We start from the raw sequence: 23,821 nt of genomic DNA, 5'->3' as shown, positions 1-23,821 counted from the left end.
ACCAGGAGGTGCGCACCCAATGCGCAACATCCTCAAGACCACAGGAACCGCCCTGGCAGCGGCGGTCTGCCTGACCGCAACCGCCCCGACCACTACCGCCGCCGCGATCACTTCCGTCGCCCCCGCTGCCCCGATCGCTTCCGCCGCTCCCGCCGCCTTCATCGCTCCATTCGCCTTCGCCGCCCCCGCCGCTCCCGCTGCCCCGATCGCCTCCACCGCCCCCGCCGCTCGTGCCGCCTCCGCCGCTTCCGCCGCCCCCGTCACCTTCGCTGCGCCCGCCGCCCTTGCCGCTGCCGCTGCCTCCGCCGCTCGTGCCGCCTCCGCCATCCCCGCTGCTTCCTCCGCCCCCGTCGCTCCAGCCGTCTCCGCTGCTTCCACCACAGTCCCCGAACCGCGACAGATCGCTGCCGGAACCCCACCCACCGCGTCCGCCAACCACTTCGGCTATCTGGGGGCGGTCAGTCTCGGTCTGGCCGTGCTCGGCTCGGTGGCGGATCCGGACCGTTCCCCGGCCGGGGCCAACGACTTCGGGTGCAAGCCGTCGTCCGCTCACCCCTATCCGGTCGTCCTGGTGCACGGCACTTTCGCCAACGCCTTCGACAGTTGGAGCGGGCTCGCACCCGTGCTGAAGAACGCCGGTTACTGCGTCTTCGCCCTCAACTACGGCGAGAGCAAGCCCCACGCCCTGATGAAGGCAACCGCCCATGTTCCCGACTCGGCCCGGCAACTGGCCTCCTACGTCGACCGGGTGCTGGCCGCCACGGGTGCCTCGAAGGTCGACCTGGTGGGTCACTCCCAGGGCGGCGGGCTGACCCCCGAGTGGTATCTGCGCTTCGACGGCGGCGCGGCGAAGGTGCACCACCTGGTGGGCATCAACCCCAGCAATCACGGCACCGACGCCTCCGGTCTGGCGCCCCTCCTCGACACGGTGCTGGACGTGGCGGGGCGGGCCGGCAAACCGCTCGGCCTGGACAGTCCCGCGGCCAGGGACCAGACGATCGGCTCCTCGGTGCTCCAACGGCTCTACGCCGGCGGCGACACCGAGCCCGGCGTCGACTACACCACCATCGTGAGCCGTACCGACCTGGTGGTGACGCCGTACACCAACCAGTTCCTCAAGGCCGGGCCCGGCGCCAAAGTGCACAACATCCTGCTGCAGGACCGGTGTCCGCTGGACCTCACCGGTCATGCGGGTGGCGTGTACGACCCGAACGTCAACCGGCTGGTCCTCAACGCCCTCGACCCCGCGCACGCCGAGCCGGTGCGCTGCGCCCTGATGCCCGTTCCGGTGTAACGCCTTGGACTGACAGGGTGGTGGACGCGCCTCCCGGGCCCGTACGCCCAGGGAACCGCGGTGCCGGCTGCTAGCTTCCAGACCCGTCGGAAGGCCCCGTTCCGCTCAAGCAGAGGCGGGGCCATTGCTATGAGCTGAGGCGAAATTGACTGGTACGACGGAAGATTCGGACAGCCCGGCAGTTGCCCCGTTCAAGCGCAGGACCTTCCTGGCGTCGGCCGCCGTGGCGGCCGGCACGCCGGTCGTGGCCGCCGGTGCTGCACAGGCCGCCGCGCGACCGGTGGGCCAGGCACCCGCCGCGCCCCGCGGCCATTCCGTGGCACGCCTGCTGGCCGTTCCCCACGACGACCGCGGGCTCAGCTGGCTCAGACAGTCCCTTCAGGTCGCCGTGGCACTCGAACTCGCCACCATCCCGCCCTACTTGTGCGGCTGGTGGTCCATCAAGGACCGCGGCAGCGAGGCCGCGCGGCTGATCCGGCGGATCGTCGGCGACGAGATGTACCACCTGGGCACGGTCTGCAATCTGCTGGTGGCCGTGGGCGGGCGGCCGCAGATCAAGAGCGCGGCGTCCGCCTACCCCGGCCCGCTGCCCGGCGGTGTGCGCCCCGGCCTGACCGTGTATCTGTCGGGCCTGACCAGGTCCTTCGTGCTCGAGGTCATGATGGCCATCGAGGAGCCCGACGAGCCGCTCGCACGCAGCGTGGAACCCTCGCCCAGCGTCGGCACCTTCTACGGTGACATCCTGCGGACCTTCCGCAGCGTGGCACCGGAGCTGCAGGTGCGGGGGCAGCTGTCCGCGCGGATCGGTTCCGACGTGCTGGAGCCGGTGCGCAGTCCCGACGACGTCATGCGCGCGATCGAGATCATCAAGGAGCAGGGCGAGGGCACCGACACCTCCCCGGCCACGGCCTTCGACGACGACTACCCCGCGCACTACTACGCCTTCGGCGAGATCTACCACGGCCGGCGGCTGCGTGAGACCGACAGCGGCTGGGAGTTCTCCGGTGCGCCCGTGCGCTTCCCCGACGTGCGGCCCATGGCGCCCGTTCCGGTCGGTGGGTGGTCGGACGCGCGCGGCGACGTACGTCGGCTGCTGGACGGTTTCGACGCCACCTACCACTCCGTCCTGCAGAACCTGGAGACGGCCTGGTCCGGTGGCGGCCGTCGCACTCTGAACTCGGCCATCCACGCGATGCGCGGGCTGGAGCACCATGCCGTGGAGCTGATGGAGCGCCCGATCCCCGACGCACCGGGCACCTACGGCCCGCAGTTCCGTCCCTTCTGACTCCTCGGGCCGTCCCTTCTGATCCCTGGGGCCGCCCCTTCTGGTCCCAGGGTTGTCCCTTCTGATCCCTGGGGGCCGCGCCGTCAGACTCCCGGGGCTGCTCCGTGTGACCGCAGCCTCGGGAGCAGTGCCGGGACGCGGGCGCGGTAGGTGTCGTAGGAGGCACCGAAGCGGCCCGCCATCAGCCGGTCCTCGACCTGGACGCGGCGCAGCAGCCACGGGACGGCGACCAGCAGAACCGCTGTCCATACGCCGAACCCGCAGGCGAGCATGGCGCCGGCGACCAGCCCGAGCAGGCCCGTGTATATGGGGTGGCGGACCAGGCCATACGGACCGTCCGTGCGCAGTTCGTGGTGCTCCTGGACCATAGGGACGTCGGCCCACATCGTGCCCAGGACCCAGCGGGCCCACAGCAGCAGCGCGGTGGAGGCGACGACGAGCAGACCGCCGACGATCGCTATCTCCGGCTGCCAGAACTGCAGATCGTGCCAGAAGCCCCGGGAGTGTCCGATCAGCGTGGAGAAGACGAGGGCGCCCGCGATCAGCAGAGCCCGGCGCGGCAGTGTGCGACGCAGTCCGCGCAGCCAACCGAGCGGGCCCGCCTCGCTCTTCACGCCGAAGTAGACGGCGCCCGCGACCCAGGCCGCGACGAAGACCGCGAAGCAGACGCCGGTGAGAGCGACGAGTGCCGAGTGCAGAGAACTCATGCCTCAAGCGTGCTCCGAAGAGAAGTGGATCACCACCACCCACGGGCCGATGGAGAGCCTCCACCCGTGGATGGAGGAAAACCCCCAGCCGCATCGGCGGGGCCGCCGGATGGTGATGATCTCGGCGGGTCGGGACTCTGTAGGTGATCACTGAAGCCCACTTCCGCAGACCCTGGGGGGACCCACAACATGTTGACCCGCCGCGCCGTCATGATGTCGGCCACCGCAGCTCTCGCCCTGTCCACCTTCCCGGCACGCGCCGCGTCAGCAGCACCTGCGTCCGCGTCCGCCACATCAGGCCAGGGCGAGCCGCTGCGGCTGACGTTGCCCGGCCCCAGCGGCCCGTACCCGGTGGGGACGGTCTCGCTGCACCTCGTCGACTCCTCACGTCCCGACCCTTGGATCGCGTCGCGGCCGTACCGCGAACTCATGCTCGGCATCCGGTACCCGGCCCGGGCCGTGGGCGGACACCGGCGGGCCCCGCAGATGCTTCCCGGTGAGGCGGCCGGGTTCGCCGCGCTGAACAACCTCACCGGTGTGCCGGCCGACAAGGTCGACTGGGCGGCCACCCTCACCCACGCCCATGAGGGCGCACCGGTCGAGCGGAGGTGCGGGCCGCTTCCGGTCGTCTGCTACTCGCCGGGGGCCGGCGACCCCCGTTCGCTGGGCACCACGCTCTGCGACGACCTCGCCTCGCGGGGCCATGTCGTGGTGACCGTCGACCACACCTATGACGCCTCGGCCGTCGAGTTCCCCGGCGGCCGCGTAGAGAAGACAGTGCTGCCCGCGGAGTACGACAAGGCGTCCCCGGACCCCGAGCGCATCAAGGCACTGCTGCAGAAGACGATCGCCGTGCGGGTGGCCGACATCCGCTTCGTCCTCGACGAGCTGCCCGGTGCGCTCCCCCGGGCCCTGCGCGGCGCGACCGACTTCGGCCGCATCGGCGTCTTCGGCCAGTCCGCGGGCGGCTACACCGCCATGCAGGCCATGCACGACGACCCGCGCATCGCGGCCGCGGCCGACCTGGACGGTGTCCTCGCGGACGTGCAGGAGGACAGCACCCCCGGCAACCTCTCGACCGTCGCCGCCGACGGCGTCGACCGGCCCTTCCTGCTGATGGGCATGGACGGCAACGACCTGAGCACGGTGCCGTCCTGGGACGCCGTGTGGCGGCACAGCCGCGGCTGGCACCGGGGCCTGAACCTGCGCGGCGCGCGGCATGCGACGTACACCGACGCCGTGGCGCTCGTCCCGCAGATCGCCCGCCGCCTCGGTCTGCCCCGCGAGACCGTCGTCGAGAACATCGGCACGATCGTGCCGCGGCACGCGATCGACGCCGAACGGGCCTACGTCGCCGCCTTCTTCGACCGCTGGCTGCGCGACCGCGACGACCACGGCCTGCTGGACGGACCCTCGGACCGCCACCCGGAGGCTCGCTTCTTCTGAGCGGTCCTTCTGAACGGTTCTTCTGAACGGCGGGCGGATGCACCGGCCGCGGGCCTCTCAAGCGCCCGTCAAGATCGGCGAATTGGTGGCCCGAGCCGGTACCGACCGCTACGTTGTGGCCTGTTACAAGCGCGAGGGACCGAGCGCGCGGGAGGCCGGCGGTCGAGGGGGCAGCCGGTCGAGAACGAGGAGCGTGTCATGCCCGAAGAACCGGCCGACGATCGTGAGGCCGTGCTGGCGCGGCTGGATCTGACCACGCCGCACTCGGCACGGGTGTGGAACTACTTCCTGGGCGGCAAGGACAACTACGCGCCCGACCGCGACCTGGGCGAACAGATCCTGCAGCACTTCCCGGAGATCGTCGACGCCGCCCGCGCCGACCGCGCGTTCCTGGGGCGGGCGGTGCACCATCTGGTCGGCGAGGCGGGCATCCGTCAGTTCCTCGACCTGGGCACCGGCCTGCCCACCGCGGACAACACGCACGAGGTCGCCCAGCGGATGGCCCCCGAGGCGCGGATCGTCTACGTGGACAACGACCCCCTGGTCCTCGTCCACGCGCAGGCCCTGCTCACCAGCAGCCCCGAGGGTGTCACGGACTACATCGACGGAGACGTCCACGAGCCCGGCCCGATCCTCGAAGGAGCGGGCCGGACACTGGACTTCGACAAGCCCGTGGCGCTCATGCTGCTCGGCATCATGCAGTTCGTGAACGACGACGAGGAGGCGTACGAGATCGTCGACCGGCTCGTCGCCGCCCTGCCCTCCGGCAGCTACCTCGCCCTCGCCCACCCCACTGCCGAGGTCCACACCGAGGCCATGACGGCGGCCGTGGCCAGCTGGAACGAGCAGGGCTCGAGCCCGATGAAGCTGCGCAGCCGCGAGCAACTGCTGCGCTTCTTCCGGGGCTTGGACCTGCTCGACCCGGGCGTGGTGTCGTGCTCCCGCTGGCGCGCCGACCGGCCGGACATCGGCGAGATCGTGGACGTGACGCAGTTCTGCGGAGTGGGCCGCAAGCCCTGACCCTCGCCGTCGTGGTCCGCTGTCAGGACCGCGTGCCGGCGAGCAGTTCGAGCGTGTCGATCACGCGGTTGGAGAAGCCCCACTCGTTGTCGTACCAGGCGACCACCTTGATGTGGCGGCCGTCGACGCGGGTGAGGGCCGAGTCGAAGATGGACGAGGCCGGGTTGCCGGTGATGTCGGAGGACACCAGCGGGTCCTCGGAGTACTCCAGGACGCCGGCCAGCGGGCCTTCCGCGGCGGTGCGGTAGGCCGCGAGCACCTCGTCGCGGGTCACGTCGCGGGCGACGGTGGTGTTCAGCTCGACGATCGAGCCCACCGGGACCGGCACGCGGATCGAGTCGCCCGAGAGCTTGCCGTCGAGGCCGGGCAGGACCAGGCCGATCGCCTTGGCGGCGCCCGTGGTGGTCGGCACGATGTTGACGCCTGCGGCGCGGGCGCGGCGGGGGTCGCGGTGCGGGCCGTCCTGGAGGTTCTGCTCCTGCGTGTAGGCGTGCACGGTGGTCATGAACCCGTGCTCGATGCCCGCGAGTTCGTCGAGGACGGCGGCGAGCGGGGCGAGCGCGTTGGTCGTGCAGGAGGCGTTGGAGACGATCGTGTGCAGTGCGGGGTCGTAGATGTCGCTGTTGACCCCGTACGCCAGCGTGACGTCGGCGCCGTCCGAGGGCGCGCTGACGAGGACCTTCTTCGCACCCGCGTCGAGGTGGGCGCGGGCGGCCTTGGCCGAGGTGAAGCGGCCGGTGGACTCCAGCGCGACGTCGACGCCGAGTTCGGCCCAGGGCAGCTGCGCCGGGTCGCGCTCGGCGAGCACCTTGATGCGCCGGCCGTCGACGACGAGCGTGTCCCCGTCGACGGTCACCGGGCGGCCGAGGCGGCCGGCCGTGGAGTCGTAGGCGAGGAGCCGGGCGAGGGCGGTGGGCTCGGTGAGGTCGTTGACGGCGACGATCTCGAGGTCGCTGTCGCGCTCCAGCAGGGCGCGCAGCACATTGCGTCCGATGCGGCCGAATCCGTTGATGGCGATGCGAGTCATGAGGTGCCCCTTGGGTGTCCCTGTCCGTTCGGTACGTCTCCAGGCTCGCGGGTGGAGCCCGTCGATGGCCGTGGCGTGAGCGCCATGGTTCGCAAGGATCGCGCCAAAGGCCGGGGCCGGACCGGGCCGACGGGCCCTGTGTGCGCTCTATTCGCCGCGGGTGAAGGTGCGCCGGTACTCGCTCGGCGTCGTTCCCAGGATGCGCTGGAAGTGCATGCGCAGATTGGCGCCGGTGCCGAGCCCGACGTCGCCCGCGATCTGCTCGACGCTGCGCTCGGAGCGTTCCAGCAGTTCGCGGGCCCTGTCGATGCGGGCGCGCATGACCCACTGCATCGGTGTGTAGCCGGTGTCCTCGACGAAGCGCCGGGAGAAGGTGCGCGGCGAGACGGCCGCGTGCTCGGCGAGGACTTCGAGGCTGAGGGGGTCGCCGAGCCGGTGCAGGGCCCACTCCCGGGTGGCGGCGAACCGCTCGCCGAGCGGTTCGGGCACGCTGCGCGGCACGTACTGCGCCTGGCCGCCGCTGCGGTAGGGGGCCGCGACCAAGCGCCGGGCCGCGTGGTTGGAGGCGGCCACCCCGAGGTCGGAGCGCAGGATGTGCAGGCACAGGTCGATGCCCGAGGCGGCGCCGGCCGACGTCAGCACACTGCCGGCGTCGACGAACAGGACGTTCTCGTCGACCTGGACGAGGGGGTGCTTGCGGGCGAGTTCGCGCGTGTAGTGCCAGTGCGTCGTGGCCCGCCTGCCGTCGAGCAGGCCGGTGGCGGCGAGCGCGAACGCGCCCGTGGAGATGGCGGCGAGCCGTGCGCCCCGGTCGTGGGCGGCGATCAGGGCTTCGACGACGGCCCGCGGCGGGTCCTCGCGGTCCGGGAACCGGTAGCCGGGCACGAACACGATGTCCGCCCACGCGAGCGCGTCGAGGCCGTCGGCGACGTGATAGGCCAGTCCGTCGCCGCCGGTCACCAGCCCGGGCGCCGCCCCGCACACCCGCACCTCGTACGGCATGCTCCTGCGCGTCGCGAACACCTGCGCAGGAATCCCGACGTCGAGCGGCTTGGCGCCCTCGAGCACGAGAACGGCGACGCGCTGCAGACGGGAGGTGGGCACGGCAACAGGTTACGAGGGCTGCGGGGCAGGATCGATCACACCGTGCCCGGTCATGCGGTGCCCGGTCGGGGCGGCCGGTCTCAGGACAGCCAGTCGGTGTAGTGGGTGGGCGCGAGGTGCGCGTTCTTGTCGGTGAGGACGTCGCCCTTGACGGCGGCGAACATGCCGGCCGTGGGATCGGTGACGACCGTCCGCTTGTCGCCCTTGTGGGAGAGGGTGATCCGGCCCAGCTCGTCCAGGCCGAACACGTCGGGGCCGCCGATGTTGCGGATGCCGTTGAGCGGAGTGCCCGCGGCGACCTCGGCCACCGCGGCGGCCACGTCCTTGGCGGCGATCGGCTGGATCGGCGTGGCGGGCAGCCGGACGGTGTCGGCGTCGGCGGTCCAGGACATGGCGGCGTCCATGAACTCCATGAACTGCGTGGCCCGGACGATCGAGTACGGGATCTGCCCGGCCTGGAGCAGCTCCTCCTGGAGCACCTTGGCCCGGTAGTAGTCCAGCTCCGGGACCTGGTCCACTCCGACGATCGAGAGGATGACGAAGTGGCCGACGCCGCCCTTGCGGGCCGCGGCGAGCAGGTTCTCCATCGAGGTCCGGAAGAAGGCCGGGGAGGCCTCGTCGAAGGTCGGGGAGTTCGTCAGGTTGACGACGACGTCGGCTCCCGCCACCGCCTCGTCCACGCCCTGGCCGGTGATGATGTCGACGCCCGTGGACTTCGCGTACGGCACCGCCTCGTGTCCTGCGGCCCTGAGGTCCTTGACGACCTGCGAACCGATCAGGCCGGTACCGCCGATGACTGCGAACTTCATGTCAAGCCCTTCTTCTTGTCGTACGTCTCTTCATGCCGTACGTCTCTTCGGGACCATGTGCGCAATATGGCACAGGGGGGACGATGTGGGCGCGGTGAGAAACGGTCACGCCGACCGGCCGCGCGGGGTGGTCAGGGGCCGTCGACGAAGGTGACCGTCTCCTCCAGCGGCGCGCGATCCGTACGTGGCTGCTCCGCGGTGACGTCCTCGAAGCCGATGGACATGCCGCAGAAGAGCATCAGCTCCTTCGGGGGCGAGACGACCTCCGCGACGCTGCGGTGGAACTTCGCCCAGGCCATCTGGGGGCAGCTGTGCAGCCCCTCGGCGCGCAGCAGCACCATCACGGACTGCAGGAACATGCCGGTGTCGGCCCATTGGGGCGAGCCCATGTCGCGGTCGATGTAGCAGAACAGAGCGGCGGGCGCGCCGAAGCAGTCCCAGTTGGCGGAGGCGGCCCGCTGGCGCGCCTCCAGGTCCTCGCGTGCGATGCCGAGTGCGCCGTAGCGCTGCTGCCCGAAGGCGGAGCGGCGTTCGCGGTACGGCGACTTCAGTGCGGTCGGGTACTGCTCGTACTCCGGCTCGTCCCAGGCGTCGCCCGCGGCCAGGCGCTCACCGGCCCGCTTCTTGACCTCGGCCAGCGGGGTGCCGGTCAGTACGTAGGCGCGCCAGGGCTGGATGTTGGATCCGGACGGCGACCAGGCCGCGGCGGACAGCACGCGTTCCAGCGTCTGCCTGGGCACGGGCCGGTCGGTGAATCCGCGCACCGCCCGTCGGCTCGTGACCGCCTCGTAGACGTCCATGATCGCCTGCCTCCTCCTGGGTTCGCCGTGCCCACCGTCGGTTACAGTCGAGATAGTATCACTCGATACCTTCTCGTGTCTGACTACCGTCGGGCGCGAGCCGCCACCCCTGCCCCGGCCCGGGGCACCGCACTCTGGAGACACCCATGGCGACACTGCTGCACATCGACTCGGCCGTGCTTCCCGGCGAGGCGTCCTCGTCCCGGTCGGTCACGGCCGCCTTTCGCAGGACCTGGCAGGAGCAGCACAGGCGCGGCACGGTGATCTACCGGGACCTGGTCGCCGACCCCGTCCCGCACATCACCGCCGACGCCTGGTCGGCCGGCTGGACCGACCCGTCCGAGCGCACCCCGGAGCAGTCGGCCGCGTTCGCCGCGCGGGAGAGGCTCATCGAGGAACTGGAGCGGGCGGACGCCGTGCTCATCGGGGCACCCATGTACAACTTCGGGATCCCGTCGACGCTCAAGGCGTGGCTCGACAGCGTCCTGCTGCTCGGCCGCACCGCGGGCGAGTCCCCTTCCACCCAGGGCACCCCGGCCGTCGTCGTCGCAAGCCGCGGCGGCTCCTATGCACCGGGCACCCCGCGCGAGGGCTACGACTTCGTACAGAACTACCTGACGGCCGTCCTCGCCAACACCCTGGGCCTGAACCTGGAGTTCATAGTCCCGGAACTCACCATGGCCCCCCGCAACCCGGCGATGACACCCCTGATCCCCATCTACGAGGCCTCACGCGAGCGCGCCTTCACGGACGCGGTCACGAGGGCGAAGGAACTGGCGGAACTTTTCGCCGCTTGATCGGGGGAGTGCGGCGCGGGCATGGGGGGCGCGGGGCAGGGCATGCGGTCGGGGTGCCGCGGGCGTGCGAGGGCGCGGCGCGGGCATGCGGGTCGGGGCGCGGGCATGTGAGATCGCGCCGCGGCCGTGCGGGATCGCGCCGCGGGCATGCGAGGTCGCGGCCCGGGCATGCGGGATCGCGGCGCGGGCATGCGGCGATCGACCGAGGGAGCCGAGCGTGCCCGCTACTCCTCCGCGCCCCGCAGTTCCGTAAGCTTCTCGGGCTTGCCCGGCCCCAGTTCGGCCCGCAGACGCGCGACCAGCAGCTTCCCGCCGCGACGTGGGCCGCGTCCAACGACGAGCGGACCCATGACGGCCGACCCAGGCGCAAGCACGCCGGCGCCTCGGCGCCGGCCGCTGCTCAGCCCTCCGAGGCCGCTACACCTCCGCGCCCCCAGATACGCCAGCAGTTCCGCCAGCCTCTCGGGCCTACCCGACCCAATTCAGCCCGCAGACGCGCGGCCAACAGCTTCCCGCCGCGACGTGGGCCGCGTCCAACGACGAGCGGACCCATGACGGCCGACCGAGCCGCAGGCACGCCGGCGCCTCGACGTCCGCCGCTCAGCCCTCCGAGGCCGCCACTCCTCCGAGCCCCGCGGATACGCCAGCTGCGCCAGCAGTTCCGCCAGCCTCTTGGGCCTACCCGACCCAATTCAGCCCGCAAACGCGCGGCCAACACCTCCCCGCAGCGACATGGGCCGCAACCAACGCGAACCGCGCGCACGACGGCCGACCGAGGCGCAGGCACGCCTGCTCCTCGGTATCCACATCCACCACCACTCCGCGCCCCCTACTCCTCCGCGCCCGATTCGTCCGTCGGATGGGCCAGCCGGGTCAGCAGTTCCGTCAGTTTCTCGGGGTCGCCGGGGCCCAGTTCGGCGCGTAGGCGTGCGGCCAGGGGTTCTGCGGTTACGTGGGCCGCGTCGAAGAGTTCGAGTCCCTTGGGGGTGATCTCGACGGCACGCACCCGACGGTCCCCCGGAACGGACTTGCGTACGGCCAGGCCCTTTCGCTCCAGGTCGTCCACGACCCGCATGATCCCGGCCTTGTCGGTTCCCGTCGCCGTCGCCAGGTCCCGCTGCACCGTGGGCCCCTCGTTGACCAGCACGATCAGCACGGCGAAGTGCCGCAGCTCGATGCCGAGCGGCTTGAGGGCTTGCGAGATCACCGTGGCCGCGCGCCAGTGCGCCCGGCGCAGCAGCAGGCCGAGCGCGAAGGGCGACGCGTCCCCGGGGCGGTCGGTGGCACGCGGGGCGGCGGTGGTCTTCGGGGGAACGTCGGCGCTCATGACGCCAGATTACAGCCACCTAATCACCCGAAACGGTATCGATCGATACCGAATGCGTCTCAGAGTGAGACTCCCCGCGCGCCCCCCGGCGGCACCCTCTCAGTGAGGCCGAGACAAAGGGGGGCACGCATGACGGGGCGTTCATGGGGACACCGCGAACGGCTGCTGGCGCTCGGCGCGTTCGGCGTGCTGCTCGCGATGTGCGGAGCAGTCGCGACGGCCACGGGCGCACCGTCAGGCCCCGGGCTGACCCTCGCAGGGGCGGCACTCGGCTGCTGGGAAGCCCTCGGGCTGTGGTTGTACGCGGTCTACGGGCGGCAGTTCCGCAAGGACAAGGCCTAGGACACCCGCCCCGCCCAGGACACCCGCCCCATCGCCCCCTCACCCCGTCTCCGGCCCCAGCCGTATCCCGTACGCCGCGATCTTCCGGTAGATCGTCGCCCGTGAGATCCCCAGCGCCTTCGCCGCCCTCGCCTTGTCGCCGCCGTGGTCGAGGAGGGCCTGCACGATGAGGTCGCGTTCCGTGGACTCCCAGGCGGACAGGGGGTGTTGGGACTGGGAGAGCAGGGAAGGGGGCAGATCGCTCTCCTCGATCAGCGGGCCGGTGCGATGGGCCTCGGCGTAGCGGAGCGAGCCGACGAGCTGGCGGACGTTGCCCGGCCACGGCGCCCGCGACAGGGCGCGCAGCGCGCCCTCCGTACAGGTGACGTCCGTGCCCTGGCGTGCGATCACCGCGGCCACGAGGGCGGGGATGTCGGCCGTGCGGTGGCGCAGCGGCGGCACCGTCACCTGCGCCCCGAAGCGCGCCCGTAGGGCATGCACCGGATCGTCGGCCCTGCGCGGCGCGCCCGTGCCGGGCAGCGCCGGCCCCTCCCGGGTGAGCAGCGCGGCCACCCAGCCGGCGCGTCCCGCCGTGCTGCGCAGGAGCGCGTCGAGCTGACCGGCCACCGTGGCGGACAGCATGTCGAGATGGCGCAGGACGACGGTTCCGCGGTCCTCGGCCAGGCTCCGGAAGACGGCCCGCAGCCAGTCCGCGGCGCCGCCGCGCACCTCGGCCGCGTCGTGCACGGCGTACGGTTCGCCCGGCGCGACGTGCCGGTGCACGGCCCGTACGAGTTCGTGCTTGCCGGTGCCCACCTCGCCGTCCACCAGGGTCCAGCGACCCTGCTCACAGTGCCGGACCAGCTGCTGCACGACGCCCCGCAGCGCGGGACTCGTACCGGCGATCCCCGGCAGCCGCGGAGGCCGTGCCGGGATGCGCGGCGCGGTCTCGTCCGGCTCCGTGACCAGCCGCAGCTCGATCAGGTAGGCGGCCGGGTCCTTGCCGTTCGCGGTGTCCGCCACCTGCCGGCCGCGCACCTGCACGGTCCGTCCGTCGCTGAGCAGCAGCCGTTGTTCGCGTGGGCCCGAGGGGTCTGCGGCCAGCTCGCGGAGCCTGCGGTGGTCGTCGGGTCCGAGCAGTTCGGTCGCGGCCGCGTCCGCGAGGAGCAGGCCGTCGGTGAGGGTGACCAGCGCCCGCCGGGAGTGCTGACGTGACGTCAGGAAGGCCCGGAACGCGGCCCGTTCCCGCTCCGAGCCGATGTCGAGCAGGCGCTCCTCGATGTCCGCGGCGGCCTCGCTGACCAGCGCCGTCATCAGCGGTGAGGCGGTGCGCTGCCAGGAGGTCAGATCGATCAGGCCGACCACCCGGCCGCTGACCGGGTTGCGGATGGGGGCGGCCGCGCACGAGACCCGCTGCAGCCGTTCGGAGAAGTGCTCCGAGCCGAAGACATGGGCGGTGCGGCCGTCCTCGGCGGCGGTGCCGATGCCGTTCGTACCGACGTACTCCTCGGCGTAACTGAAGCCCGGCGCCAGGCAGATGTCGTCGAGGTGGCGGTGCAGTGCCCGGTCGCCGGTGCGGCGCTCGCGGACCCTGCCCTTGGAGTCGGTCAGGATCAGCGCCATCGGGGTGTCCTGGAGCGCATCGGCCAGCCGGTCGAGGACCGGCCGCGCGGCCGTCGCCAGCCGGGAGTGCGGGTCGAAGTCGGCGTTGTAGGGGGCCTGGATGCGGTCGGCGTCCACGCCCCAGAAGCGGGAGCGCTGCCAGGAGGTGAGGATGGGTGCGCGCACCTCGGTGGGCGGGACGCTCTCGCCCTCCAGGAACAGGGTCCGGGCGTGGACGGGGTCGAGACGCGGGGGGTGCGGGCCGGGCAGCGCTGAGGGCCCCGTCCCGTCGGGGGCGTGGCCGGTCGCGTCCGTCAGGTGCGCGGGTTCCAGGTGTTCCATCGGCACTGTGCCTTCCGCCGTGCGATGACGCCGCTGTCCCTGCGGCGACGCTCCGGGTTCCGGTATGCCCTGCACGGTAGGTCCGGCCTCGCGGGTCGGCCAGAGCCCCGGCGCGGACCCGCGTCTCAACTTGAGACGACGGGCCGCCCGACCCGCCCCCACGATGGGCGACGCCCGGTCACAGACGGCAGTGCGCCGCCGGTTTCGCCGGGATCACCGCCGAGTCAGCCGGAGGAGCATCACCCGTGAGCCGACAGAGCCTGAGCAAGGCGCACAAGAAGATCACCGAGTTGTCGTGGGAGCCGACGTTCGCGACGCCGGCCAACCGCTTCGCGACCGACTACCGCTTCGACAAGGCCCCCAAGAAGGACCCGCTCAAGCAGGTCCTGCGCTCCTACTTCCCGATGGAGGAGGAGAAGGACAACCGGGTCTACGGCGCGATGGACGGCGCCATCCGCGGCAATATGTTCCGCCAGGTCCAGCAGCGCTGGATGGAGTGGCAGAAGCTGTTCCTGTCGATCATCCCGTTCCCCGAGATCAGCGCGGCCCGCGCGATGCCGATGGCGATCGGCGCGGTGCCCAACCCGCAGCTGCACAATGGGCTCGCGGTCCAGATGATCGACGAGGTCCGTCACTCGACGATCCAGATGAACCTCAAGCGCCTCTACATGAACCACTACATCGACCCGGCAGGGTTCGACATCTCCGAGAAGGCGTTCGCCAACTGCTACGCGGGCACCATCGGCCGGCAGTTCGGCGAGGGGTTCATCACCGGTGACGCGATCACCGCCGCCAACGTCTATCTGACGCTGGTCGCCGAGACCGCGTTCACCAACACCCTGTTCGTGGCGATGCCCGCGGAGGCCGCCGCCAACGGCGACTACCTGCTGCCGACCGTCTTCCACTCCGTGCAGTCGGACGAGTCGCGGCACATCTCCAACGGCTACTCGATCCTGCTGATGGCCCTCGCGGACGAGGACAACCGCCAACTCCTGGAGCGCGACCTGCGCTACGCCTGGTGGAACAACCACTGCGTGGTCGACGCCGCCATCGGCACCTTCATCGAGTACGGCTCCAAGGACCGCCGCAAGGACCGGGAGTCGTACGCCGAGATGTGGCGCCGCTGGATCTACGACGACTACTACCGGTCGTATCTGATCCCGCTGGAGAAGTACGGCCTGAAGATCCCGCACGACCTGGTCGAGGAGGCCTGGAAGCGGATCTGGGACCAGGGCTACGTGCACAAGGTCGCCCAGTTCTTCGCCACCGGCTGGCCCGTCAACTTCTGGCGGATCGACGGGATGACGGACGAGGACTTCGAGTGGTTCGAGTCCAAGTACCCGGGCTGGTACGAGGAGTACGGCGCCTGGTGGGAGGCGTACAACCGGATGCGGCACCCGGGCGGCAACAAGCCGATCGCCTTCGAGGACGTCGGCTACCAGTACCCGCACCGCTGCTGGACCTGCATGGTGCCGTGTCTGATCCGGCAGGACATGGTCGTCGACAAGGTCGACGGGCAGTGGCGCACCTACTGCTCCGAGACGTGCGCGTGGACCGACACCACCGCCTTCCGGCCCGAGTACGAGGGCCGGGCCACCCCGTCGATGGGCCGGCTGACCGGCAAGCGCGAGTGGGAGACCGTCTACCACGGGCAGGACCTCGCCGACATCGTCCAGGACCTCGGCTACGTCCGCGACGACGGCAGGACCCTCGTCCCGCAGCCGCACCTGGACCTCGACGACCCGAAGAAGCTGTGGACGCTCGACGACGTCCGCGGCAACACCTTCCTCAGCCCCAACGTCACCCTCAACGAGATGTCCGACGAGGAGCGTGAGGCGCACGTCGCCGACTACCGCGGCCGCAGCAACATCACGCCGTCGGCGCCGTGACGGTCTGACGGTTCCGTGCGTGGGACGGCGACAACTCCGTCGCGGGGTCGCCGTCCCGGAAAGGGCAGATCGCCGTGGGCGACAAGCACCGCATCCGATTCGAACCGGTCGGCATCGAGATCGAGGCCGACGAGGACGAGACCGTCCTGGACGCCGCGTTCCGCCAGGGCGTCCAGCTCATGCACGGCTGCAAGGAGGGCCAGTGCTCGTCCTGCAAGTCCTTCCTCCTCGACGGCGACCAGCAGATGGAGCGCTACTCCACCTTCGCGCTCGCCGACTACGAGAGCGAGGAGGGGTACGTCCTGCTGTGCCGGGCGCACGCCTACGGCGACCTGACCGTCGAACTCATCAACTACGACGAGGAGATGCTGCTCTCCGGCATCCCGCCTCGTGAGGTCGCTACGACCGTGGCGGCCGTCGAGCCGATGACGCACGACATCGTCCGCCTCACCCTCACTCCCGGGGATGAACTCCCCTACCGCACCGGGCAGTACGTCGACATCCAGGTGCCCGGCAGCGGGCACTGGCGCTCCTTCTCCATGGCCCAAGCGCCGGGCGGGCCACTGGAGTTCCTCATCAAGCGCTACCCCGGCGGTCTCTTCTCCGGCCTGCTCGACGGCTCCCTGCATCCCGGCGACGCGCTCACGGTCAAGGGCCCGTACGGCACCTGTGTGCTGCGCGACGCCCCCGACCGGGAGCTGATCCTGCTGGCGGGCGGCGCCGGCATGGCGCCGATCCTGGCCCAGCTCCGGGGGCTGGCCGCCACCGGCACCGGCAGGCGCACCCGCTTCTACTACGGGGCGCGCACCGCGCGGGACCTGTTCCTGCTCGACGAGATCGCCGAACTGGGCACCCGCCTCGCGGACTTCGCGTTCGTGCCCGCCCTGTCGGAAGAGGCGGGGCCGTACGAACAGGGCCTGATCACCGAGGTCGTCGACCGCCACGAGGGCGATCTGTCGAACGCCGACGCCTATCTGTGCGGACCGCCGCCGATGTGCGACGCCGCCCTGGAACTGCTCACCGCCAAGGGCATGCCCGAGGAGCGGATCTTCCTGGACAGGTTCACCACGTCCACCGACACCTGAAAACCCCTCGCGAGGAGCCGTACGCATGACCACGCAAGCCGACAAGCCGGTCAAGGCCGAACGCAGCTTTCCCAAGCCCCAGTTCACCGACGCGGAGGCGGGAGCACTGGACTTTCCGAGCTCCACGAGCCGCGCCTTCTCCTACTACACGCCGCAGAAGCTGCGCGCCACCATGTACGAGGACGTCACCTTCGACGTCCAGCCCGACCCCGAACGTCATCTGCTGCAGGGCTGGATCTACGGCTTCGCGGACGGCTCCAGCGGCTATCCGCAGGACTGGACGGCCCTGAAGTCGTCCGACTGGCACCGCTTCCTCGACCCCAACGAGGAGTGGGAGCAGACGATCTACCGCAACAACGCCAATGTCGTACGGCAGGTGCAGCAGAACCTCGCCAACGCCCGCAAGGCGGAGGCGTACCGGCAGTGGACGCGCTCCTGGGCCTCCTTCGTGGAGCGGCACGTCGGTGCATGGATGCACGCCGAACAGGGGCTGGGGATGCATGTGTTCGTGGCGATCCAGCGCTCCGCGCCCACCAACATGATCAACAACGCGCTTGCGGTGAACGGCGCCCACAAGCTCCGCTTCGCCCAGGACCTGGCCCTGTACAACCTGGACGTCGAGGAGCAGCTGGACGGCTTCGACGGCTCCGCCCACAAGGCGGTGTGGCAGTCGGACCCGGCCTGGCAGGGGGTGCGGGAGAACGTCGAACGGCTCACGGCCGTAGCGGACTGGGCCGAGGCGCTGTGCGCGGCGAACCTGGTCTTCGAGCCCCTGGTCGGCGAGTTGTTCCGCAGCCACCTCGTGCTGCAGATCGCCGCCCGCAACGGCGACTACACCACTCCCACGGTGATGGGCGCCGGCGAGAACGACTACGACCGCGATCTCCGCTACACCCGCGCCCTGTTCACGCTCCTGCTCGGCGACGACGCCCATGGCGCCGGGAACAGGGCGGTCGTCCAGGAGTGGCTGGGGCGCTGGGTGCCGGTCGCTCTCGACGCCGCGCGGCGGCTGCAGCCGCTGTGGTCGCAGCCCGCCGAGAAGCCCGTCCGCTTCGAGGACAGCCTCGACCGCGCCAAGGAGCGCTTCGCCCGCCTCGCCGAGGACCTGGGACTTCAGTCGCCCGCCGGGCGCACGAGCGAGAGGACCGCCAAGTGACCAGCACCGCACCCCAGGGCTTCAGCGCGAACCACACCTCCTCTAACCGGTGCGGGGTGACGCTGATGAACAACCAGAACGGCCATGTCGTCGCCGACGTGATGCGCGGCAAGGACCATGTCACCGTCACCGACTACCCGTCGATGATCCGGGTCGACGGAGAGCGGGTGCTCACCTTCGACTTCGACGAGATCTCCAAGGCCCTCGGCTTCGACTTCGACCAGGCCGACTTCGAGGAGATCATGTCCACCCACTACGGGCGCATGGTCCACCTCGACGACCGCACGATGCTCTTCGCCAACCCCGAGGACGCCGCCGAGTACATCGACTTCGACCTCACCCCGGTCGACTGACGCCGCGCCGAGGAGAGCCATGTTCCTCGACCAGGAACCCGTCCGCCCCGTCACGGGGCATCGGGCCGCCCAGGCCGCTCTCGGCCTACGGCTCCTCGACCGCGGCTGGACCTGCCGGCAGCTGGCGGACGCGGTCCTGGGCGACCTGCCGGACCGCCTCACGGCGCCACTGCGGCGCCTGCGCGCCCTGCTGGACCTGCCCGGGGACGCCTCGGCACCCGTGATCCTCGACGACGAGGGCCACGCGGTGCCGGCCGTGGGCATGGAACGGCATCTGCTGCGCGGCCGTGCGTCCGCAGCAGTGCCTCCTCCCGTGCAGGTGGCGGCGGTCGTTCCGTGGACCCGTACATCAGGGTCGGCGCACCACGGATCGCGTACCGACGGCCGTCGCCACCGTCTCCTTCCTCCCGCCGGACCGTCCACCGCCCCGAACGCCTCCTGAACAGCACCGTTCTGAAGGGATGACATCGCCATGGCGAAGGAACTGCGCTTCAACGCCGAAGCGCGCGCACTGCTGGAGAGCGGGGTGAACGCGCTGGCCGACGCGGTGCGCGTCACCCTGGGCCCGAAGGGCCGCAACGCGGTCCTGGAGAAGCTCACCGGGCCGCCCACCATCACCAACGACGGCGTGACCATCGCCCGCGAGATCCAGCTCAAGGATCCCTTCGCCAACATGGGCGCACAGCTGGTGAAGGAGGTGGCCACCCGCACCAACGGCGATGTCGGCGACGGCACCACCACGGCGACGGTGCTCGCGCAGGCCATCGTCCGTGAGGGGCTGAAGGCGGTCGGCGAGGGCGCCAATCCGGTGCTGCTGAAGAACGGCATCGAGGCGGCCGTCGCCGCGGCCGCCGACTCCCTGACCGCGCAGGCGCGTCCGGTGCGCACCGACGGCGAACTGGTGCGGGTGGCCGCCCTGTCCGCCAACAACGACCCGGCCATCGGTGAGGCGATCGCCGAGGCCGTCGCCCGGGTCGGCCGCACGGGTGTCGTCACCGTGGAGGAGTCCTCGGCGTACGGGATCAGTGTCGACTACGCGGAGGGGCTCGAGTTCGACAACGGCTGGATCTCCCCGTACATGGTGACCGACCAGGGCCGCATGGAGGCCGTGCTGGAGAACCCGTACCTGCTGTACTGCGACACGAAGATCAGCAAGGTGCAGGAGCTGATGCCGGTCCTGGAGCTGGTGACGCGGACCGGCTCCCCGCTCGTCGTCATCGCCGAGAACGTCGACGGGCCGGCGCTCGGGATGCTCGTCACCAACGCGGCGCACGGCACGTTCCGTTCACTCGCGGTACGCGCTCCCGGCTTCGGCTTCCGGCGGATCGCCGAGCTGGAGGACATGGCGGCGCTCACCGGTGGGCGGGTCATCACCGGTACCGCCGGACGCACGCTGGAGGGCGCGTCGCTGGAGGACCTGGGACGAGCGGAGCGGGTCGTCGCCACGGAGCGTTCCACCACGGTGCTCGGCGGTGCGGGCGGCGACGCCAGGGTCGCCGAGCGGATCGAGAACCTCAAGACCGAGCTGGAGCGGGCCACCAACGATCACGACCGCGACAAGCTCGGTGAGCGCATCGCGAAGCTGTCCGGGGGCGTCGCGGTGATCCGGGTGGGCGCGGCCAGCGGGGTCGAGCTCAAGGAGAAGCAGATGCGGCTGGAGGACTCGCTGGCGGCGACGCGGGCGGCGGCCGAGGAGGGCGTCGTGGCGGGCGGCGGTGCGGCACTGCTGCACGCGCGCGTCGCTGTCGGTGCGGTCGAACTCCCGCGTGACGAGGTCGCGTTGGGCCGTGCGATCGTCGCGAAGGCCCTCGCCGAGCCGCTGCGGTGGATCGCCATCAACGCGGGGCTCGACCCCGAGGAGGCGGAGGCGAAGGTCGGGGCCATGCCGGTCGGGAGCGGGCTGGACGCGCTGCGCGGGGAGTACGGGGATCTGCATCTGCGGGGCATCGTCGATCCGGTCAAGGTGACGCGGAGCGCGCTGCTGAGTGCGGCGTCGATCGCGGCGCTGCTGCTGACGACCGAGACGCTGGTCGTGGAGGAGGTGCTCGGGAACCCCGGGGCCATTCATTCCGGGGAGATCGGGGACTTGGCGGAGGGGTTGCCTCGGCCGTCCAACATTCCCTAGGGGGTGGTTTGTTGCGTCTGCCGTGTGTGGTGTGTGGTCGGCTGCGGGTGGTGGGTGGCTGGTCGCGCAGTTCCCCGCGCCCCTTCCGGGGCGCTGCCGTCCCCGCGACCAGGAGTGCAGCTACGTCATGGTTGTTGAACGAACTCCCGCCCGGTCCGCGCGACTTGGTGGCCCTGCCGCTGTGGTTTCTGCCGGGCGTACGCCTGGGGAGCGGCGGCCCCGGTTGCGGTCCGGGTTGTCGTACACCCTGCTCGGGCCCGCCTTCGTCGCCGCGATCGCGTATGTCGATCCCGGCAACTTCGCCACCAATGTGCAGGCGGGGGCGGCCTTCGGGCCGCTGCTGCTGTGGGTGCTGCTGACCGCGAACCTCGTGGCGATGGTGTTGCAGTACCTGTCCGCCAAGCTCGGCGTCGCCACCGGGATGAGCCTGCCGGAGGTGTGCCGGGCCCGGTATCGCAGGCCCGTGGTGTGGGGGCTGTGGGTCCAGGCGGAGGCGGTCGTGGTGATGACCGACCTCGCGGAGGTGGTCGGCGGGGCCATCGCCCTGCATCTGCTGTTCGGGCTGCCGCTGTGGGTGGGCGGCGTGGTCGTCGGCGCGGTGTCGCTGCTGCTGATGCCGATGCGGGGGCGGGGGCGGCGCCGCTTCGAGGTGCTGATGGCGGCGGGGCTCGCCTGTCTGCTGGGGCTGTTCCTCGGGCAGGTGCTGGGCGCCGGCGCTCCCCTCGCCACGGCCGCCGACGGGCTGGTGCCGGGGCTGTCGGGGACCGAGAGCGTGGTGCTGGCGGGCGGGATCGTCGGGGCGACGGTCATGCCGCACGTCATCTATCTCCACTCGGCGCTCACCAGCGACCGCTACAGCCTCTCCCTCGACACCGCGGCCGGCGGACCGGCCGACGACCCCGACCGCCCGCTGCGTCGCCGGCTCCTGCGCCATGTGCGGGTCGACGTGCTGATCGCGATGGGGCTCGCGGGGGCCGTGAACGTGGCGCTGCTGGTGTCGGCGGCGACCCTGTTCCATCCGAGCGCGCCCGAGGCCGCCGACTCGCTCGGTGCGGCGCACGACGCCTACGGGCGGATCGTCGGTCCGCTCGCCGCGCTGGCCTTCGCGCTGGCGCTGCTGGTGTCGGGGCTCGCCGGAACCAGCGTGGGCATGTACGCGGGCGAGGTCGTGATGGGCGGGTTCATCGGCCGCCGCATCCCCGTGCTGCTGCGCAGGCTGCTGACGATGACGCCCGCGATCGTGGTGCTGGCGGCCGGGGCCGGGCCCACCGGGAGCCTGGTGCTCAGCCAAGTCATCCTGTCCTTCGGCATTCCCTTCGCCCTGATCCCGCTGGTCCTGGTCACCCGTGATCCCGCCGTCATGGGCCGCTGGGTCAATCGGCGCGTCACCACGTGCGCGGCATGGGTCATCAGTGCGACCGTGGTGGCGTTGAACGTCGCTCTGCTCGCCAGCGTGTTCACCGGCTGAACGCCCCTCGCCCGATCCCGTCCGTCATGCCCTGGAGCAGCGAATGATCTTCATCGCCGTACGGTTTCCCGTCCGTCCCGAGTACCGCGACCAGTGGCTGGACCGCGTCGCGGACTTCACGGCCGCGACCCGTGCCGAGCCCGGCAATCTCTTCTTCGAGTGGTCCGTCGACGCCGCCGACCCGAACCGCTTCGTCCTCCTGGAGGCTTTCGCATCGCCCGAGGCGGGCGTCGAACACGTCAACTCCGCCCACTTCAAGACCGCCATGTCCTGGATGCCGGACGTCGTCGCCGCGACACCCGACATCATCAACGTCGAGGCGCAGGGGCAGGGCTGGTCGAAGATGGCCGAGATCACGCCCCGCGGCTGACGCCCCCGTTCGGCGAGGCGGCCTCGGCGGTGACGCAGGTCACTTCCGGGGCTGTCACAGGGCGGCGACCCACCTGGTCAACAGTGTGTATCCGCGACACGCTAGGAGATCACCGTGGAAGCTCGCCTCAACTTCTTCGCCCACCCCCTCGCGGGCAAGGTGCTGAAGCACATCAACTCCGCCAACAAGGTGGTTGCGGACTCGACGCTGCCGCATGCGACGCAGGAACTGGTGAAGATCCGCGCGAGCCAGATCAACGGCTGCGGTTTCTGCACCGACATGCACACCAAGGACGCCACGGCCGCGGGCGAGACCCAGCAGCGTCTGAACCTGGTCGCCGCCTGGCGCGAGGCAAAGGTGTTCACCGAGGCCGAGCGCGCCGCGCTGGAGCTGGCCGAGCAGGGCACCCGTACCGCGGACGCGGCCGGTGGCGTGACGGACGAGGCCTGGGCGAACGCCACCAAGCACTTCGACGAGGACCAGCTCGCCGCGCTGGTGGGCCTCATCGCCATCATCAACGCCTACAACCGCGTGAACGTCATCACCCAGCAGCCCGCCGGGGACTACCAGCCCGGCATGTTCGGCTAGCCACCCCCTGCCCAGTCTTCCGGGCGACCCTTCCTGGCATCCACGGTCCGTCCGTACACCGCCCCGACACAACGGTGTGCGGACGGGCCGCCGGTCCTGCACACAGCACACCCTGCACATCGCACCGAGAGGCACCATGTCCAGCGCTTCAACCCTGCCCTTCGCAAGCCGAGTTGCCATCGTCACGGGGGCGGGGTCGGGCATCGGCCGGGCCACCGCGATCGCCCTCGCCGAGTCGGGGGCCCGTGTCCTCGGCGTGGGGCGCCGCAAGGAGGCACTGGAGGAGACGGCTCGCGCGCACTCCGACATCGCGGTCCTGCCGCTCGACATCTGCGCGGAGGGCGCCGCGCACGTCGCCGTCGACACCGCCGTCGCCATGTGGGGCCGGCTCGACCTGCTGGTGAACAACGCCGGTGCCACCGCCCTGATGCCCCTGGCGGAGACGGACCGGGGAGTCGTCACCACACTCTTCGAACTCAACGTCACCGCACCGAGCCTGCTCGCCGCCGCGGCCCTGCCCCATCTGCGCGCGTCGTCGGGCTCCATCGTCAATGTCTCCAGCACCTACGGCCACCGGCCCCTGGCGGGCGGCGCCCACTACGCCGCGACCAAGAGCGCCGTGGAACAGCTGACGCGGAGCTGGGCGCTCGAACTGGCCCCGGAGGGTGTACGGGTGAACGCGATCGCCCCCGGTCCCACGGAGACCGAGGTGCTGGCCTCGGCCGGGCTGTCGCCGGGCGACGTCGCCGCGGTGCGCAGCCAGGAGCGGGAGCGCATCCCGACGGGCCGTCTCGGACGCCCCGGGGACGTCGCCGACTGGATCCTGCGCATCGCCGATCCGCGGAGCGCCCACATCACCGGTCAGGTGCTGACGACCGACGGAGGACTCGAACTCGCCTGAGCTCT

23 protein-coding genes are annotated in these 23,821 nt (G+C 71.1%); 16 read left to right on the top strand and 7 right to left on the bottom strand.

Annotated features, from left to right (window positions below; all coding sequences use genetic code 11):
- Positions 1 to 19 precede the first annotated feature (19 nt).
- The gene (locus MQN93_RS20180) at positions 20 to 1,294 is read left to right on the top strand and encodes an esterase/lipase family protein (RefSeq protein ID WP_242710640.1); all 1,275 of its coding nucleotides are present in this window, start codon (positions 20 to 22) and stop codon (positions 1,292 to 1,294) included.
- Between the two features lie 145 nt (positions 1,295 to 1,439).
- Positions 1,440 to 2,579, top strand: coding sequence for a ferritin-like domain-containing protein (locus MQN93_RS20175; RefSeq protein WP_242710639.1), 1,140 nt, complete (start codon positions 1,440 to 1,442; stop codon positions 2,577 to 2,579).
- An 83-nt stretch (positions 2,580 to 2,662) separates the two neighbouring features.
- Here MQN93_RS20175 and MQN93_RS20170 read toward each other — a convergent pair whose 3' ends face one another.
- Positions 2,663 to 3,286 carry a methyltransferase family protein gene (locus tag MQN93_RS20170; RefSeq protein WP_242710638.1) on the bottom strand — a complete coding sequence of 208 codons (624 nt, stop codon included), beginning with the start codon at positions 3,284 to 3,286 and terminating at the stop codon, positions 2,663 to 2,665.
- A gap of 189 nt (positions 3,287 to 3,475) precedes the next feature.
- Between MQN93_RS20170 and MQN93_RS20165 the strand changes: the two genes are divergently transcribed.
- Both MQN93_RS20165 and MQN93_RS20160 read left to right on the top strand, forming a co-directional pair.
- Positions 3,476 to 4,732: an alpha/beta hydrolase family protein gene (locus MQN93_RS20165; protein WP_242710637.1), complete on the top strand. Its 1,257-nt coding sequence runs from the start codon at positions 3,476 to 3,478 to the stop codon at positions 4,730 to 4,732.
- 198 nt (positions 4,733 to 4,930) lie between these two features.
- A complete protein-coding gene (locus MQN93_RS20160; RefSeq protein ID WP_242710636.1) occupies positions 4,931 to 5,752 on the top strand; it encodes an SAM-dependent methyltransferase in 822 nt (273 codons plus the stop codon).
- A gap of 22 nt (positions 5,753 to 5,774) precedes the next feature.
- Here MQN93_RS20160 and gap read toward each other — a convergent pair whose 3' ends face one another.
- From gap to MQN93_RS20140, 4 genes are all read right to left on the bottom strand, one after another.
- Positions 5,775 to 6,779, bottom strand: coding sequence for a type I glyceraldehyde-3-phosphate dehydrogenase (gene gap, locus MQN93_RS20155; protein ID WP_016430926.1), 1,005 nt, complete (start codon positions 6,777 to 6,779; stop codon positions 5,775 to 5,777).
- A 147-nt stretch (positions 6,780 to 6,926) separates the two neighbouring features.
- Entirely contained in the window at positions 6,927 to 7,883 is a 957-nt protein-coding gene (locus MQN93_RS20150) for a GlxA family transcriptional regulator (protein WP_016430927.1), read from the bottom strand.
- An 80-nt stretch (positions 7,884 to 7,963) separates the two neighbouring features.
- On the bottom strand, positions 7,964 to 8,692 hold the full coding sequence (locus tag MQN93_RS20145) for an SDR family oxidoreductase (protein WP_016430928.1): 729 nt from the start codon (positions 8,690 to 8,692) through the stop codon (positions 7,964 to 7,966).
- A 131-nt stretch (positions 8,693 to 8,823) separates the two neighbouring features.
- Positions 8,824 to 9,492, bottom strand: coding sequence for a nitroreductase (locus MQN93_RS20140; protein ID WP_242710635.1), 669 nt, complete (start codon positions 9,490 to 9,492; stop codon positions 8,824 to 8,826).
- Between the two features lie 146 nt (positions 9,493 to 9,638).
- On the opposite strand from MQN93_RS20140, the gene MQN93_RS20135 reads away from it, so the two are divergent.
- Entirely contained in the window at positions 9,639 to 10,289 is a 651-nt protein-coding gene (locus tag MQN93_RS20135; RefSeq protein ID WP_242710634.1) for an FMN-dependent NADH-azoreductase, read from the top strand.
- Positions 10,290 to 11,118: 829 nt separating this feature from the next.
- Here MQN93_RS20135 and MQN93_RS20130 read toward each other — a convergent pair.
- Entirely contained in the window at positions 11,119 to 11,616 is a 498-nt protein-coding gene (locus tag MQN93_RS20130) for a MarR family winged helix-turn-helix transcriptional regulator (RefSeq protein WP_242710633.1), read from the bottom strand.
- Between the two features lie 129 nt (positions 11,617 to 11,745).
- On the opposite strand from MQN93_RS20130, the gene MQN93_RS20125 reads away from it, so the two are divergent.
- On the top strand, positions 11,746 to 11,958 hold the full coding sequence (locus tag MQN93_RS20125; RefSeq protein ID WP_242710632.1) for a hypothetical protein: 213 nt from the start codon (positions 11,746 to 11,748) through the stop codon (positions 11,956 to 11,958).
- 39 nt (positions 11,959 to 11,997) lie between these two features.
- On the opposite strand, the gene MQN93_RS20120 is transcribed toward MQN93_RS20125, so the two are convergent.
- Positions 11,998 to 13,881 carry a sigma-54-dependent Fis family transcriptional regulator gene (locus tag MQN93_RS20120; protein ID WP_242710631.1) on the bottom strand — a complete coding sequence of 628 codons (1,884 nt, stop codon included), beginning with the start codon at positions 13,879 to 13,881 and terminating at the stop codon, positions 11,998 to 12,000.
- Between the two features lie 245 nt (positions 13,882 to 14,126).
- On the opposite strand from MQN93_RS20120, the gene MQN93_RS20115 reads away from it, so the two are divergent.
- From MQN93_RS20115 to MQN93_RS20070, 10 genes are all read left to right on the top strand, one after another.
- Positions 14,127 to 15,770 carry a ferritin family protein gene (locus tag MQN93_RS20115; protein ID WP_242710630.1) on the top strand — a complete coding sequence of 548 codons (1,644 nt, stop codon included), beginning with the start codon at positions 14,127 to 14,129 and terminating at the stop codon, positions 15,768 to 15,770.
- Positions 15,771 to 15,844: 74 nt separating this feature from the next.
- Entirely contained in the window at positions 15,845 to 16,855 is a 1,011-nt protein-coding gene (locus MQN93_RS20110) for a 2Fe-2S iron-sulfur cluster-binding protein (RefSeq protein ID WP_242710629.1), read from the top strand.
- Between the two features lie 25 nt (positions 16,856 to 16,880).
- Positions 16,881 to 18,011, top strand: coding sequence for an aromatic/alkene monooxygenase hydroxylase subunit beta (locus MQN93_RS20105; RefSeq protein ID WP_242710628.1), 1,131 nt, complete (start codon positions 16,881 to 16,883; stop codon positions 18,009 to 18,011).
- Positions 18,008 to 18,364 carry a propane 2-monooxygenase effector subunit MimD gene (gene mimD / locus MQN93_RS20100; RefSeq protein ID WP_016430938.1) on the top strand — a complete coding sequence of 119 codons (357 nt, stop codon included), beginning with the start codon at positions 18,008 to 18,010 and terminating at the stop codon, positions 18,362 to 18,364. Before MQN93_RS20105 ends, mimD begins: the two co-directional genes overlap by 4 nt.
- A gap of 19 nt (positions 18,365 to 18,383) precedes the next feature.
- Complete coding sequence (locus tag MQN93_RS20095; RefSeq protein WP_242710627.1) at positions 18,384 to 18,806, top strand: hypothetical protein; 423 nt, start codon at positions 18,384 to 18,386, stop codon at positions 18,804 to 18,806.
- A gap of 30 nt (positions 18,807 to 18,836) precedes the next feature.
- Positions 18,837 to 20,489 carry a chaperonin GroEL gene (groL, locus tag MQN93_RS20090; RefSeq protein ID WP_242710626.1) on the top strand — a complete coding sequence of 551 codons (1,653 nt, stop codon included), beginning with the start codon at positions 18,837 to 18,839 and terminating at the stop codon, positions 20,487 to 20,489.
- 223 nt (positions 20,490 to 20,712) lie between these two features.
- The gene (locus MQN93_RS20085; RefSeq protein ID WP_242710625.1) at positions 20,713 to 21,957 is read left to right on the top strand and encodes an Nramp family divalent metal transporter; all 1,245 of its coding nucleotides are present in this window, start codon (positions 20,713 to 20,715) and stop codon (positions 21,955 to 21,957) included.
- 43 nt (positions 21,958 to 22,000) lie between these two features.
- Positions 22,001 to 22,327, top strand: a complete 327-nt coding sequence (locus MQN93_RS20080; protein ID WP_242710624.1) for a putative quinol monooxygenase — start codon at positions 22,001 to 22,003, stop codon at positions 22,325 to 22,327.
- A 114-nt stretch (positions 22,328 to 22,441) separates the two neighbouring features.
- Positions 22,442 to 22,915 carry a carboxymuconolactone decarboxylase family protein gene (locus tag MQN93_RS20075; protein ID WP_242710623.1) on the top strand — a complete coding sequence of 158 codons (474 nt, stop codon included), beginning with the start codon at positions 22,442 to 22,444 and terminating at the stop codon, positions 22,913 to 22,915.
- A gap of 136 nt (positions 22,916 to 23,051) precedes the next feature.
- Entirely contained in the window at positions 23,052 to 23,816 is a 765-nt protein-coding gene (locus MQN93_RS20070) for an SDR family NAD(P)-dependent oxidoreductase (protein WP_242710622.1), read from the top strand.
- Positions 23,817 to 23,821: the final 5 nt, after the last annotated feature.

Origin of the sequence: Streptomyces spinosisporus (assembly GCF_022698145.1) — a bacterium.
GTDB lineage: Bacteria > Actinomycetota > Actinomycetes > Streptomycetales > Streptomycetaceae > Streptomyces > Streptomyces spinosisporus.
This window is presented reverse-complemented; position numbering and strand designations above follow the sequence as displayed.